This is a genomic window from Kribbella soli, assembly GCF_004331345.1.
GTDB classification, from domain to species: domain Bacteria; phylum Actinomycetota; class Actinomycetes; order Propionibacteriales; family Kribbellaceae; genus Kribbella; species Kribbella soli.
Genome location: NZ_SJJZ01000005.1, coordinates 86452 through 99456 on the forward strand (window position 1 = coordinate 86452; position 13005 = coordinate 99456).

Annotated in this window: 15 protein-coding genes; 3 read left to right on the top strand and 12 right to left on the bottom strand. The window is 66.1% G+C overall.

Going from position 1 to position 13005, the window contains the following annotated elements; genetic code table 11:
- Positions 1 to 41 precede the first annotated feature (41 nt).
- Positions 42 to 806, bottom strand: a complete 765-nt coding sequence (cobF, locus tag E0H45_RS36225) for a precorrin-6A synthase (deacetylating) (protein ID WP_131346238.1) — start codon at positions 804 to 806, stop codon at positions 42 to 44.
- A 10-nt stretch (positions 807 to 816) separates the two neighbouring features.
- Positions 817 to 1293 carry a zinc ribbon domain-containing protein gene (locus tag E0H45_RS36230; protein WP_337590431.1) on the bottom strand — a complete coding sequence of 159 codons (477 nt, stop codon included), beginning with the start codon at positions 1291 to 1293 and terminating at the stop codon, positions 817 to 819.
- Positions 1294 to 1353: 60 nt separating this feature from the next.
- On the opposite strand from E0H45_RS36230, the gene E0H45_RS36235 reads away from it, so the two are divergent.
- Together E0H45_RS36235 and E0H45_RS36240 are read left to right on the top strand one after the other, a co-directional pair.
- Positions 1354 to 3489: a hypothetical protein gene (locus E0H45_RS36235; RefSeq protein ID WP_131346240.1), complete on the top strand. Its 2136-nt coding sequence runs from the start codon at positions 1354 to 1356 to the stop codon at positions 3487 to 3489.
- 206 nt (positions 3490 to 3695) lie between these two features.
- Positions 3696 to 3899: a hypothetical protein gene (locus E0H45_RS36240; protein ID WP_131346242.1), complete on the top strand. Its 204-nt coding sequence runs from the start codon at positions 3696 to 3698 to the stop codon at positions 3897 to 3899.
- A gap of 799 nt (positions 3900 to 4698) precedes the next feature.
- On the opposite strand, the gene E0H45_RS36245 is transcribed toward E0H45_RS36240, so the two are convergent.
- Complete coding sequence (locus E0H45_RS36245) at positions 4699 to 4932, bottom strand: hypothetical protein (protein WP_131346244.1); 234 nt, start codon at positions 4930 to 4932, stop codon at positions 4699 to 4701.
- Positions 4933 to 5639: 707 nt separating this feature from the next.
- Between E0H45_RS36245 and E0H45_RS36250 the strand changes: the two genes are divergently transcribed.
- Entirely contained in the window at positions 5640 to 6017 is a 378-nt protein-coding gene (locus E0H45_RS36250) for a hypothetical protein (protein ID WP_131346246.1), read from the top strand.
- A gap of 43 nt (positions 6018 to 6060) precedes the next feature.
- Here the strand turns inward: E0H45_RS36250 and E0H45_RS43945 are convergent, their stop codons facing one another.
- From E0H45_RS43945 to pepE, 9 genes are all read right to left on the bottom strand, one after another.
- Positions 6061 to 6618, bottom strand: coding sequence for a helix-turn-helix domain-containing protein (locus E0H45_RS43945; RefSeq protein WP_420323361.1), 558 nt, complete (start codon positions 6616 to 6618; stop codon positions 6061 to 6063).
- Between the two features lie 88 nt (positions 6619 to 6706).
- Positions 6707 to 7060 carry a fumarate reductase subunit FrdD gene (gene frdD, locus E0H45_RS36260; protein WP_131346248.1) on the bottom strand — a complete coding sequence of 118 codons (354 nt, stop codon included), beginning with the start codon at positions 7058 to 7060 and terminating at the stop codon, positions 6707 to 6709.
- The gene (locus E0H45_RS36265; protein ID WP_131346250.1) at positions 7057 to 7437 is read right to left on the bottom strand and encodes a succinate dehydrogenase/fumarate reductase transmembrane subunit; all 381 of its coding nucleotides are present in this window, start codon (positions 7435 to 7437) and stop codon (positions 7057 to 7059) included. Before E0H45_RS36265 ends, frdD begins: the two co-directional genes overlap by 4 nt.
- Positions 7434 to 8192, bottom strand: a complete 759-nt coding sequence (locus tag E0H45_RS36270) for a succinate dehydrogenase/fumarate reductase iron-sulfur subunit (protein ID WP_131346252.1) — start codon at positions 8190 to 8192, stop codon at positions 7434 to 7436. The genes E0H45_RS36265 and E0H45_RS36270 overlap by 4 nt, the downstream gene beginning before the upstream one ends.
- Before the next feature lie 2 nt (positions 8193 to 8194).
- Positions 8195 to 9937 carry a fumarate reductase (quinol) flavoprotein subunit gene (gene frdA, locus E0H45_RS36275; RefSeq protein WP_131346254.1) on the bottom strand — a complete coding sequence of 581 codons (1743 nt, stop codon included), beginning with the start codon at positions 9935 to 9937 and terminating at the stop codon, positions 8195 to 8197.
- A 2-nt stretch (positions 9938 to 9939) separates the two neighbouring features.
- Positions 9940 to 10173, bottom strand: a complete 234-nt coding sequence (locus E0H45_RS36280; RefSeq protein ID WP_131346256.1) for a hypothetical protein — start codon at positions 10171 to 10173, stop codon at positions 9940 to 9942.
- Positions 10174 to 10257: 84 nt separating this feature from the next.
- Complete coding sequence (zwf, locus tag E0H45_RS36285; RefSeq protein WP_131346258.1) at positions 10258 to 11754, bottom strand: glucose-6-phosphate dehydrogenase; 1497 nt, start codon at positions 11752 to 11754, stop codon at positions 10258 to 10260.
- Positions 11755 to 11823: 69 nt separating this feature from the next.
- Positions 11824 to 12201 (bottom strand): VOC family protein, encoded by a 378-nt coding sequence (locus E0H45_RS36290; RefSeq protein ID WP_131346260.1) that lies wholly within the window; start codon positions 12199 to 12201, stop codon positions 11824 to 11826.
- A 74-nt stretch (positions 12202 to 12275) separates the two neighbouring features.
- Positions 12276 to 12989: a dipeptidase PepE gene (pepE, locus tag E0H45_RS36295; protein ID WP_131346262.1), complete on the bottom strand. Its 714-nt coding sequence runs from the start codon at positions 12987 to 12989 to the stop codon at positions 12276 to 12278.
- Positions 12990 to 13005: the final 16 nt, after the last annotated feature.

Sequence of the window (13005 nt, forward strand, 5' to 3'; positions counted from 1 at the left end):
CACATCACTCCAGCCCGACTTCGGTCCAGCGGCCAGAGCTCCTAAGACTTTGGTCTACGTCTGAGCAGGTAGGTGTCCATGATCCAGCCCTTGCGCTCTCGAGCCTCGGCGCGGACCTTCTCGATCTCAGCCGCGACCTCCCGGAGCGGACCGGAGATCAGCAGCTCGTCCGGCGTACCGAGGTAAGCACCCCAGTAGATGTCAGCGTCCTGATCCACGTGCTCGGTGAACGCGGTCTGCGCGTCGAGCATCACCACGACATCGTCCACCCCCTCCGGCCACCCCTTCGCGAGCCGGCGGCCGGTGGTGATCTGGATCGGGCGCCCGACCTGGTTCAGCCCGACCCGGTGCCGCGCGGCCAGCGTCGACACGCTGCTGATCCCGGGAATCACCTCGACCGAGAACGCGAGCTCGCCCCGCGCCAGGATGTCGTCCAGGATCGCCAGCGTGCTGTCGTACAGCGACGGGTCGCCCCAGACCAGGAACGCCCCCACCTGATCCTCGCCCAGCTCGGTCGCGATCAGGTCCGCGCACACGTCGGCCCGGCGCCGCCGCCAGTCGTCGACGGCCTCGACGTACGCCGACGTCGTACGATCCCGCTCCGGGTCCTGCCCGACAACGACCCGGTACTCCTTCGACGTCGCATACCGCCGCAGGATCTCCGACCGCAGATCCACCAGCTCCTGCTTGACCTCGCCCTTGTCCAGCACGAAGAACACGTCGACCCGGTTCAGCGCCGACACGGCCTGCATCGTCATCTGCTCCGGATCGCCCGCACCGACCCCGACCACCACAATCTCCCGCATGCGCCGCAGCCTATTTGACGTGCCCCCTGGGCTGAGGCCCGGGGATTCCCGTGCAGCTGGTCCGCAGTCGGGGTGCTTCCTGCTTCATCACCATCCGCCGCCCTTCGGGTGGCGTTACGTTGGATTCACAGGCGTTTTGCCTCTCCGCACGCCCTGCGGCGAGGATGTTGAGCGCGGCGTTGCGGTCCCGATCGTGCAGGACACCGCAGGCCGGGCACACCCACTCTCTCACCTGGAGTGGCATGGCCTCGACCCGATACTCGCAGGCGTTGCACGTCTTCGACGACGGCAGCCACCTCGACACTTTCTGGACCGATCTGCCGTACTGGTCGGCCTTCTCCTGAATGAGCCGGAGAAACTGCGCCCACCCGGCACACCTGGTGTTGGCCCGCAATGTGGTCCACCTCGATCCTGCCTCGGCTGTGTTCGGCGCGATGAAGGACGGTTGGGCGCCCACCGCGTGAGCGAACGAGGAGGCACGTTCCACTGCCGGACGTGTCAGCCACGACCGCGCCGACGGTGTGGCGACTGCGGCCGCCTGAAGCAAGTGCGCGCCAACTGGCCGATCGGCCCGGTCTGCGACGCCTGCTACGCCCGGCGCAAACGCAACCCGCGCCCCTGCACACGCTGCCAAGCCTCCCAGGTCCTTGTCGGCCGCGCCGACGACACCGGAGGCGATCTGTGCGGTCCCTGCAGCGGCACGGACATCGCCTTCGTCTGCAACCGCTGTGGCTTCCCCGGCGACATCTACGCGGACGGAGCCTGCACCCGCTGCGTCGTCGGGGACCGCGTCCGGGACCTGCTGAGCCACGACGACGAAGGCAGCATCGCCCCGGCACTACAACCTCTCGTGAACTGGCTGGTAGCGCTAGATCCTCCGGTGACGGTACTGAGGTGGCTGCAGAAATGTGCCGGCCCGAGAATCCTGGCCCAGCTCGTCTCCCAGCGCACCGAGATCACTCACGCGTCGCTGGACGTCTTGCCCCAAGATCTAACGACCCGCCACGTTCGCGAGATACTTGTTGCCACCGGCATCCTGCCCCAGCGCCAGGAGAACCTGGCCCGCCTGGAACTCTGGCTCGACAACACGCTCAAGCTGCTGCCGGCACGCCAGAAGCACTTCATCGCCCCCTTCGCCGAGTGGAGCATCGTTCGTGACGCTCGACGCCGCGCAGCCCGCGGCCGGTACACAACCGGCGCCTGCGCGCATGATCGCGCCGACATCCGCACCGCCATCAAGTTCCTGACCTGGCTCGACGAGAACCATCTCGACCTGGCCGCCGTGGGTCAGGAGGACCTCGATCTCTGGCTCACCACCCACCCCACATTGCACCGCTCGATCGGCTCCTTCATCCGCTGGACCACCGCCCGACGGCTCACCGGTCAGATCACCATCCCCACAAGACGGGCGGGCCAGCCCGCCCGGTTCCTCGGGGAACAGGAACACCACGCGCAACTGAAACGGTGCCTCAACGACGAGGAGCTTCCACTCGAAGTGCGAATCATGGGCGCACTGATCGGGCTCTACGCCCTGCCAGTCACCCGCCTGGTCGAGCTGACCACCGACCGCTTCCACCGCGACCGTGGCAGTGCCTACCTCTCGATCGAACGCAATCCCGTACTGCTTCCACCCAGGCTCGCCGGGCTGATCGATAGACAGATCGCGCGAGTGGTTTCCATGTCCATGCTCCGGCGGCCGCACGATTCCGGCTCGCGCTTTCTTCTACCTGGACTGCCGTCCACCCGACCACTCAGTGCAGGGCGGGCACAAGCCCTCAACGCTGCCGGGTCTGTCGACCGTGGTGGCAGCATCCAGGGGGCGCAATCAGACCCGACGCCGGCGGACCCGAATTTCGCGCCATACCCACGATGTGCGGAGCTGCTGCGCACAAAGCCTGGCGGCTGCGATCCAGATCAGCCCGTACTGCTCGATGTCACCGGAGAAGCTGATGAGCAAGCGCGGGTTCGCCGGGTCCAGGCCGCGTTGGACAAGGTGCGCCTCCTCGACGGCGGCATCCTGTGGCAGTCGGCCCGCAAGGTGTTGGTGGTCCAGCTCGTCGGACCCGTCGACGGGTCCTCGCCTGCGGTCGAGCACGCCAAGTCCCTGGCCCGTGCGGCAGGCGACGGCCTCACACTCGAATTCCGGTCGGTGAAGTACTCGCGGGCGGAACTGGAGCAATTGAGTGATCGGCTGTTCCCGACCCAGAAGCAGTGGGCGGCCGGTCTGACCGAGGCCGACGGCTTGTACGACCCTCACATGAACCGCGTCGTGTTCCTTGTCCGCAACGACAGAGGTGACACCCAGGCGTGGGCCGACCGCATCAAGGCCCTGAACGACGACCGGATCGTCCTCCAGCCATACACGCCGGCACCCGATCAAGGCGCCGGCGGGACCGTGAAGCCCAGTCGCGCCTCCACGACACTGCAGGATCCTGGAGCGGCGGCGCTTGGCTCAGCCGCGCCCCGAACGCCGCGACGACCACCAATGCGCTGTGCACGGGCGGCTTCAACTGGAGGCAGTGGGGCACCGGCGTCGAATTCGGCAGCACCGCCAATCATTGCAACCGCGCCGGCGGCGACATCATTTATTGGTACAACGACGGGCGACCCGTCGGCTACTGGGAAACCGGCGAGTCGGGTAACGCCCCTGTTCCCTGCAGCGTCGCCGCGGATACGACGTTGATCCGGGGCTTCTATACCAGTTACGACTTCCATCCTTCGGTTTTCGTAGGAGGCCCGGCCACAACCACCTACCGGTTCGTGCGCGGCGTAGCAGCGCCAGCATTGGGCGCGACCGTCGCTCTCAGCGCAGCCTGGAGCGGACTCGTTGCCTCAACCATCAGAAGCACGAAGTATTGGGATAAAGACATAGGCGCCTATGTCGTCCTGATGTGGACAACTACCTGCGTGGAGGGCGACTCGGGCGCGCCCTGGCTGTCCACGTTTGGTCCCGACAGCGTCTACTACGGCGACGTCATTGCCTGGGGTCAGCATCGCGGCGCCGTCCAGTCAGGAACGTACCAGGGTGCGTGTGTCTGGGTACCGGTCACCTACATCAGCAGCAAGGTGGAGGCCTCGCTTCTCACGCCGTAGCAGGATTTAGAGCGGCGGCGCCGAGCATCAAGTGCCCGGACGTTCGTCGGCCGCAGAAGCCGGTCGCGCACGCTTCTCGAGGTTGCTAGCACGCTCGATGGTCGGCCGCTCAGGGACAGCGCTGGAGATGATCCGATGAACCGCGACGCGAAGCAGAATCCCGATGCTGCGATGCCCGGTCTGACTGTTCAACGGGAAGCCCCTGCCGTGGCGTTACAGTCCCGGTTGACCGGAACCCTCGAGATCGACGCCTCAACGAACTGCCTGGTAGTCCGCACCGCCGAGGGCACTCCTGCCGGCACCAGGCTCGTCGACGTCGATGTGGCCTGGCCTCCAGGCTGGAGTGTCGCACTCCGTGACGGCACTCCCGGCCTGATTGATGCAACAGGACAGCTGGCCGCCCGGCCAGGCGACGAGGTAGCCGTCGGCGGAGGCTTCAAAGACACAACCCGAGTCGGTGTCGTCTCATGCACAGGCCAAGATTGGGTATTCGAGGCGTACAGGCTCACGCGCACTTGAGCGTACTTGTCCAGGTTCGACGAGGATGCCCCGTCGCCCTCGTGACCAACACTGCTGATGGCCCCAGAGCCAGTGATCCAATCCATGTTTGCCCAAGGCGGACCGGAATACCGCACACTTTGGATATGTACCGGTTCCCAGTCAAACGGAGTGGGATGGATCAATGCGGTATCGACCATCCGCGACCCTGGCTCGTCGGGCCAAGGTCGCGGATGGCCGCATCGATATGGATGTGCGGTCGGCGCGACCAATAGCTGCGCGGTATCAAGCCACGGAACGCTCAGCCGACCTTGGCGTGCAGGCCCATGCTGGCCAGCGCGTCGAGTGCATTGACCGCGTAGCCGTACGGATAGCTATTCGCGCAGGAGTACAGTGGTTCTGTGCGCTTGTTCGAGGTGTCGCAGAAGGTTGCGTGTGCACCGAACGAGGCAGACAAGAAGCCGAACACTTCCTTTTGGCCGTTGCTGGTGTAACGGCCAAAAGGAAGCTCCTGATTCGCCTCTTTGGAAGACACCGCCACAGCCGCCGGTGCCGCACCCAGTGCCGGTGATGCTTTCCATGAATATGAAGGCTAGTCCGACTCGTGGTTGGTAATTCCCGAGGGAGTAGTAGCGGTTCAGGTATCTGATGTAGCGTTGGTAGATGGCTATTCCGGAGATTCCTCCGCTGATCCAGATCCGCATGTTGAGCACCGGCGGTGCGGCGCGGTACACCGACGATGCGGAGCCACTATTCCAAGCGCCATCCCAGATGAAGTAGTTACTACTCGCTGGCGCCCCGTTGTGACGGTACCAACCGTCGCGCGGGGAGAGTCGTAGTTGTAGAACGTCCCTGCGCCGCAGTGGTAGGCGGTCGTGATGTAGCTGTAGGGCCCGGCGTATGCAGCGATGCCAGTCGTACACGTTTGAGGGCCGGTTATCAGACTGCCACCAAACCAAGGCGCGTAGTCATTGTTTCGATTGGCCGGCTGCGGTGGCCGCCGTGAACAGCAGAAGCGTCTTTGCTCGAGACATTTCCCCCACCTCCACGCTGAAGATAGAGCGGCGTAGTCTGGATTGACAGAGCGCGGCATTGCAGCTTCATGCAACTTCGGGAGTGGATTTTGACGTGACTACTGCAGGCCCTCCTCCAGGACCGGATCGGAAAGCGTCGCCGGACCGTCAGGCGGTCCAGAGGTGGATCGAACACAATCCGAGTGCTCAGGCGCGGTTCAGCGCGGTCGTGGATGGTGAGACGGGCCAGGAGATCCTGGTGGTCAACATCCCGGACAGAACGGAGATGCATCGAGCAAGGCAAGAACTGCGGCACCTGGTTCGCCAACCCGAGCACCTGCGCGTTCGTCGCTGGTGTCCCCCGGATGATGAAGTCGACCGGATCATGGTCTGGGCACTTGAGACCCTGCTCCCCGTCGATGGCTCCAGTACGCCTGTGACGTCGGTCGGCCCGGACCCGGAATCTGGCCTTGTCATGATCACGCTCCGCACGAAGAACGCCGCTTATGCCGCGGACCTGGAGGCCAGAACCGATGGGTTAGCCTTCGTGGCTCTTGAGCCCGATGTTCCCGAAGCGCCAGTCGGACCCCCTAAGCCTTCCGTTTAGGCTCTGCTGAACGGTCGACTGACGGCCGATGGAGGTCTGTGGCTCACCGATGCCACGCCGGACTGGCTCGAGCAGGTGCCCACCCGAACTCGCGCACCGTCCGTACCGAGCGGATGGGTCGATCACAACGTCCTTCGGTTCGACCACGATCACGGCGGCGACAGCGATGGGTGGGGCGGTCGCCAGAAGCTACACCCGGCAACGTTCGTCGCCGTCGTCTGTGCGCTGCGCTCAGCGCACGACAAGACGAATAGCGCACACTTCGAATATGTACTCGTTGCCAGTCTGAGCCGAAATGATTGCCGGGTGTCCTTCCGCGATTTGAACCGCGGCCGCCCAACCCGACGTCCCTTCCGTCGTTTGGCGAGGGAGTCGAACCAGTTGCGATAGGCCCGATGCGAGTCCTGGACCGACTGCACCAGTGCCACCGACGGCACCTCCGCCAGCCACGCCCTCTCCGGGTCTGCTTCGCCGCAGTGACAACCCGGTGCTGCACCTCGCTGCTCGAGATCTTCTCCCCAGCCGCGTGCGCCTGGTCGCGGCATCGGATGGCATCGTTGAACACCGTCCGGGCGCAACCGAAGATCCGAGCCAACAGCATCCGCTGCTCGACGCTCGGTTCGATCCGATACCTGTACCTGGCCAACGCCACGTGACCACGCTAAACGGGAGCACCGACAATCAAGGCGTCAGACCGTCAGCAGGAGTCCGGCCGCGATGACGGATCCCACAACGGCGCCGCCGTAGCACAGGATCACGATCGGTACGGCGTACCGCTTGAGCTGCAGCCCGTCGTACAGCGTGTAGCGGAAGCGGTGGGCCCAGTGGAACAGCGCGAGCGCGCACAGACCGAACAACACCAGGCGGGTCAGTGGATTGTGCAGTACGGCGTACAGGTGGGCATGTGACGGCGTCGATAGCAGGCCGATGGGGAACGCGACGCCGAACAGGAACAGCAGGATCGGCACCATCAAGGCGGCCACCATGCCGCCGGAGCTGAACAGCATCCACAGCAAGGGTTCGGGGGACCGGCGGCGGTTCATCGCAGCACCAGCCACGCGACGGCACCCGACAACACCAGCCAGGCCAGGTAGTGCGCCGCGACGATCTGCCGCGCCGGCACCCGGCTGCCGCGCACCTTGATCGCCATCGCCCGCGGCGCCAGACCGAACCAGGTCACCACGTGTAGCAGCACGAACAGCATCGCGACCACGTTGATCGCGACCACCCACCACTGCCCACTCCAGTCGAGGAAACGCTGGTACGACGCGGCGCCGTCGCTGATCGCATTCACCAGCAACAGCAGGAACACCACGAACCACGCGACGAAGACGCTGCTGAGCTCACGCAGTACGAACAGCACATACGCACGGCGTTCGAGCCACCAGAACAGATGAATCGGCCGCTGGTAGACGCTCACCCCTTCCTCCGGGAACTCAGACTCCGCGGCATCAGCAGTTCCTTGATCGACTGCGTCGCGGCTGTCAGCTTGTAGCGCTGGATCGCGCCGGCCGGATCCACGCCCTTCGGGCACACGGCACTGCATTCACCCACGAACGTGCAGGCCCAGATCCCTTCCGGCGAAGACAGTACGTCGCGACGCTCGTCGGCGCCCTCGTCGCGCGAGTCGAGGTTGTAGCGCTGCGCCAGGGCGATCGCCGCCGGGCCGAGGAAGTGCGGTTCGAGACTGTAGACCGGACAGGCCGAGTAGCACAGCATGCAGTTGATGCACATGCTGAACTGCTGGTACTCGTCCATCTCCTCGGGCGTCTGCAGGTACTCGCCCTCCTCGACCGGACTCTGTACCTCCCGGACGATCCACGGCTTGACCTTCGGCAGCTTGGTCATGAAGTCGTCGATGTCCACCACCAGGTCCCGGATGACCGGGAAGTTGTGCAGCGGCTCGACCCGGATCGGGCCGGGGGCGTAGTCGGTCAGGAAGGTCGCGCAACTCAACTGGGGTTCGCCGTTCACCGTCATGCCGCAACTGCCGCAGATCCCCATCCGGCACGACCACCGGAACGACAGCGTGCCGTCCAGATGGTCCTTCACGTAGGTGAGGCCGTCCAGGATCGCCCAGTGCTCCCGCAGCGGGACCTGGTACGACTGCATGACCGGCTCGCTGTCGACTCCTGGCCGGTAGCGAGCGACCTCCAGCGTGATCTCGGTTGCCATCGCTATCTCCCGTAGACCCGTTCGCCCGGCGGCCAGCGGGTGATCGTCACCGGGAGGTACCCGACGCGGCTGGTTCCGTCCGGTTGGCGTCGTACCAGCGAATGCGCCAGGAAACGTTCGTCGTCGCGGGCCGGGAAGTCGGTCCGCTGGTGCGCGCCGCGCGACTCCTCCCGAAGCGCTGCGCTGTCGATGATGCACTCGGCAACATCCAGCATGAACCCGAGCTCGAGCCACGCGATCAGTTCGGTGTTGAAGCTCGTGCTGTGGTCGTCGATTCCCGCGTGCTGGAAGCGCAGCCGGAGCTCCGCAAGCTCGTGGGCGGCCTTGGTCAGCGAGTCGCCGTCCCGGTAGATCCCGGCGCCGTTCTCCATGGTGGCCTGCATCTCGGTCCGGATGTCCGCGATCCGCTGATGCCCCTCGACGCGCCGGCCCAGCTCCGCCGCCAGCCGGCGCTCCTCGTCCCGGCCCTGCGCGAGGATCGACGACGGCACTTCGCGGTGATAGCGCGCCGCGAACACCGCGGCGGCGCGGCCGGCCCGGTTGCCGAAGACCAGGCACTCCGGCAACGAGTTCGACCCCAGCCGGTTGGCGCCGTTGATGCTGACGCAGGCCACCTCACCTGCGGCGTACAGGCCGTCGAGCGGGGTCGCGCCACGAAGGTCCGTGTGAACCCCGCCCATCATGTAGTGCACGACCGGGCGCACCGGGACGAGCTCGGTCACCGGATCGATGTTCTGGTACTTCGAGCACAACTCCCGGACGAACGGCAGCTTCGCGTCGATCAGCTTCGCCCCCAGGTGCCGCAGATCCAGAAGGACGACCGGTCCGTACGGCGTATCGATCGTGCGGCCCTTCTCCACTTCATGGACGAACGCCTGCGACAACCGGTCCCGTGGCCCGAGCTCCATGTTGCGCAGGACCGGTTCCGGTGTCGGCGTACCGAGGTCGTAGTCCTGCAAGTAGCGGTAGCCCTCCTTGTTGAGCAGCCATCCGCCTTCGGCCCGGGCCGCCTCGGTGATCAGGATCCCGGTGAACGGCAGGCCGGTCGGGTGGTACTGGACGAACTCCATGTCCTTGAGTGGGGCGCCGGCCCGATAGGCGAGAGCCATGCCGTCGCCGGTCTTGATGTTGGCGTTGGTCGTGAACGGGAAGACTCGTCCGCAGCCACCGGTGCAGAGGATCACCGCGTTCGCCGTGATGGTCTCGGTCCGCCCGGTCGCCAGTTCGATCGCGACCACGCCGTACGCACGTCCGTCGTCGACCAGGATCTTGGTGACGTACCACTCGTCGTACCGGACGATGTCCGAGTAGGAGAGCGCGGTCTGGAAGAGCGTGTGCAGCAGGTGGAACCCGGTTCGGTCGGCCGCGAACCAGGTCCGCTTCTTCTTCATACCGCCGAACGCGCGGACGGCGATCTTCCCGTCCGGTTGCCGGCTCCAGGGGCAGCCCCAGTGCTCGAGCCGCAGAAGCTCCCGAGGGGCCTCGGCGACGAACGCCTCGACGGCGTCCTGATCACACAGCCAGTCGCTGCCGGACACGGTGTCGTACGCGTGCTCGTCCAGCGTGTCGTCGGGCGCGGCCACGGCCGCGGCACCGCCCTCGGCGGACACCGTGTGGCTGCGCATCGGGTAGACCTTCGAGATCACCGCCACGCGCAGTGCCGGGTTGGTCTCGGCCACCGCAATGGCAGCTCTCAACCCGGCACCGCCGCCTCCGACCACGACCACATCGTGAGAGTTCGTCATGGTCAGGCTTCGTGATCGCCGCTGTGCTCGTCAGACAGGATCTTCCCGTCGTGCCGCACAGTGCTGATCCGGACGCTGCCGTCGTGGAACTCGTGCCGCATCTGCCGGCACCCACAGGCAAACACCTTGTCGTCGAGCCGGAAGCCCTCGAAGTCGTCTTCCTGGCTCCGGTCGGCATCTCCGAGCCGCCCACAGGGCGCCCGTTCCCCAGTGAGATGCGTCTTGGTCCCCGTCATTCACCCACCTCCTCGCCCTCCGAGGTGTTCGTGACTTACATCACACCCTCGATAGTGCGCCTCGGTCGACGGGACGGCAATGGGTTACTGCTTGGCCTGCCGCCACTCGCGTTCGAAGGGCAGCCGCCAGGCGCGCGGGGCGATCAGCTGGTGGATCGCGTTCGGTCCCCAGGTGCCGGGCTGGTACGGCTTGACCGGCGGCGGGTCCTCGAGCAGCGGCGCGGACCGGTCCCACAGCGACTCGATGCCCTCGGCCGTCGTGAACAGCGTGTGGTCCCCGCGCATCGCGTCCAGGATCAGCCGCTCGTACGCCTCCAGTACGTCGCCCGCGCTCCCGGTCTCCTGGGTGGAGAACTGCATCGACAGCTTCTCCAGCCGCATCCCCGGACCGGGCCGCTTGCCGTAGAAGGAGAGCGACACCCGCGACGAGTCGGCCAGGTCGAAGGTCAGGTGGTCCGGTCCCTCCGAGCCGACGCCGGAGCCGGACGGGAACATCGTCTTCGGCGCCTCCTTGAAGGCGATCGAGATGATCCGCTGGCCCTCGGCCATCTTCTTGCCGGTGCGCAGGTAGAACGGCACGCCGGCCCAGCGCCAGTTGTCGATCTCCACCTTCAGCGCGATGAACGTCTCGGTGTCCGAGTCCGGCGCGACGCCCACCTCGCCGCGGTAACCGGAGTACTGCCCGCGGACCACGTCACCCGGGTTGATCGGCAGCATCGACCGGAAGACCTTGTTCTTCTCCTCCGAGATCGCCCGCGGCTCCAGGGCGGTCGGCGGCTCCATCGCGACGAACGACATCACCTGCATCAGGTGCGTGACGACCATGTCCTTGAACGCGCCGGTCGGCTCGTAGAAGGTGGCGCGCTGGTCCAGGCCGAGCGACTCCGGGATGTCGATCTGCACGTGGTCGATGAAGTTCCGGTTCCAGATCGGCTCGAACAGGCCGTTCGCGAACCGGAACGCGAGGATGTTCAGAGCGGCTTCCTTGCCGAGGAAGTGGTCGATCCGGAAGATCTGCGACTCGTCGAACGTCTCGTGGACGAAGTCGTTCAGATCGATCGCGGTCGCGAGGTCGTCGCCGAACGGCTTCTCCATCACCACCCGGGCGCGTTCGACCAGGCCTGCGTCGCGGAGCATCGCGATCACTGCCTGCGCCGCCTTCGGGGGCACCGACAGGTAGTGCAGCCGACGGGCGTCCGGGCCGAGCAGCTCCTCGGCGGCCTTTACCGCGGACGCCAGCGCGTCCGGCCCGGCGGTCACCGGCACGTACTCGAGGCGGTCGGCGAACTGCGCCCACTCCTCGTCGCTCATCTTGTGGGTGCCGAACGTCTCGACCGCCTTCCGCGCGCGCTCGCGGAACTCGTCGCTGGTCAGGTCCTCGGTGGCGGTCCCGATGACCCGGACGTCCGGTGTGAACTTGGACTGCTGCAGGTACGCCAGACCGGGCAGCAGCTTGCGCTTGGCGAGGTCGCCGGTGGCCCCGAACAGCACGATCACATGCGGCGCCAGCGGCTCCGGATCCCGCCGTGACGGCCGCGATCCGGGCGCCGGATACGCAATAGTCTGAGTACGGTCAGGCATTCAGTCCTCCCGAGGACGCCACCGGAGCCAACCCTTCGAAGTCTAGGTGCCCCCGGTGACGCTCAGGCGTCAGGCTGATTGCCAGAGACCGAGAATGTTGCCCTCCGGATCCTTGAAGTACGCCGCGTAGCCCATGTCGCCGACCGGCAGCTTCTCGCCGACCCGTTCGCCGCCGAGGCTCTCGATCGTCTTCCAGGCCGCGTCGATGTCCGGTACGTCGACGGTCAGAATCGGCCCTTTGAGATCGTCGGTGCGCTGGAACATCCCGCCGTTGATGAAGCCCGGCTCGGCCGGCATGGACTGCTCGTTCACCGGTCCGGTCGACGCCATCGTGTAGTCCATGCCGGGCATCTCCATCAGGTTCCACCCGAACGCCTCGCGGTAGAACCCCCGCGCCCGGTCCCCGTCGTCGTACGGCACCTCGAAGTGCACGATCCGCCCTGTCATCGCAGCCCCTCCCGTTGGTACGCCACTAGGGTCCCGACGCTAGACCCGGTACGCCGTACCGGCCAGGGCTTGCACTACACGTCGTACGCCGCGGTGATCTTCAGCAGTTCGGACAAGTCGCTGCCGGACGCGATCTCTTCCGGAGCGGTGCCGCGCCGGAAGAGGCGGGCGCCGGCCGGGATGCCGTCGAGGGTGAGCGTGTCCGCGTGCCGCCGCAGCCACGTCCCTTCCCGCAGACCGAGCACGGGTACGTCGTTCTCCTCGAGGAACTCGGTGATCCGCAGCTCGCGCGTCTCGCCCTGGTGCGTGGACTCCGGGTCCGGATCGAGGTAGTGCGGGTTGAGCTGGAACGGCACCAGCCCGAGCGTCTCGAACGACGGCGGCTGCACGATCGGCATGTCGTTGCTGGTCCGCAACGAGGGGCCCGCCAGATTCGTCCCCGCACTCGACCCGAGGTACGGCGTCCCGTTGCGGACGCGATCGCGGATCACGTCCAGCTGTCCACTCACCTGCAACGCCTTCACCAGCCGGAAGGTGTTCCCGCCGCCGACGAAGATCGCGGCCGCCGACCCGAGTACCCCGGGATCGGTGTGGGCGCCGACAACCGACACCCCGATCGGTTCCAGGGCGGACCGGACCTTTGCGGTGTAGCCGTCGTGGTCGGCGAGCGCGTACGGCACGAACACCACCTCGCGGACGTCGCGCAGGATGTCGCGCACGGCGTCCAGGGCGTGCTCGAGGAACGGCCGGCCGTGGGTGGCGGAGTTCGAGAGCAGGAGCAGTTCCACAAGATCCCCAATACTG

What these genes read in the sequence shown, in the direction of transcription:
- E0H45_RS36290 (WP_131346260.1), bottom strand. Translation starts at nt 12,201, where the DNA reads ATGACAGGGCGGATCGTGCACTTCGAGGTGCCGTACGACGACGGGGAC.
- E0H45_RS36240 (WP_131346242.1), top strand. Translation starts at nt 3,696, where the DNA reads ATGTGGACAACTACCTGCGTGGAGGGCGACTCGGGCGCGCCCTGGCTG.
- frdA (WP_131346254.1), bottom strand. Translation starts at nt 9,937, where the DNA reads ATGACGAACTCTCACGATGTGGTCGTGGTCGGAGGCGGCGGTGCCGGG.
- cobF (WP_131346238.1), bottom strand. Translation starts at nt 806, where the DNA reads ATGCGGGAGATTGTGGTGGTCGGGGTCGGTGCGGGCGATCCGGAGCAG.
- E0H45_RS36280 (WP_131346256.1), bottom strand. Translation starts at nt 10,173, where the DNA reads ATGACGGGGACCAAGACGCATCTCACTGGGGAACGGGCGCCCTGTGGG.
- E0H45_RS43945 (WP_420323361.1), bottom strand. Translation starts at nt 6,618, where the DNA reads ATGCTGTTGGCTCGGATCTTCGGTTGCGCCCGGACGGTGTTCAACGAT.
- zwf (WP_131346258.1), bottom strand. Translation starts at nt 11,754, where the DNA reads ATGCCTGACCGTACTCAGACTATTGCGTATCCGGCGCCCGGATCGCGG.
- E0H45_RS36270 (WP_131346252.1), bottom strand. Translation starts at nt 8,192, where the DNA reads ATGGCAACCGAGATCACGCTGGAGGTCGCTCGCTACCGGCCAGGAGTC.
- frdD (WP_131346248.1), bottom strand. Translation starts at nt 7,060, where the DNA reads ATGAACCGCCGCCGGTCCCCCGAACCCTTGCTGTGGATGCTGTTCAGC.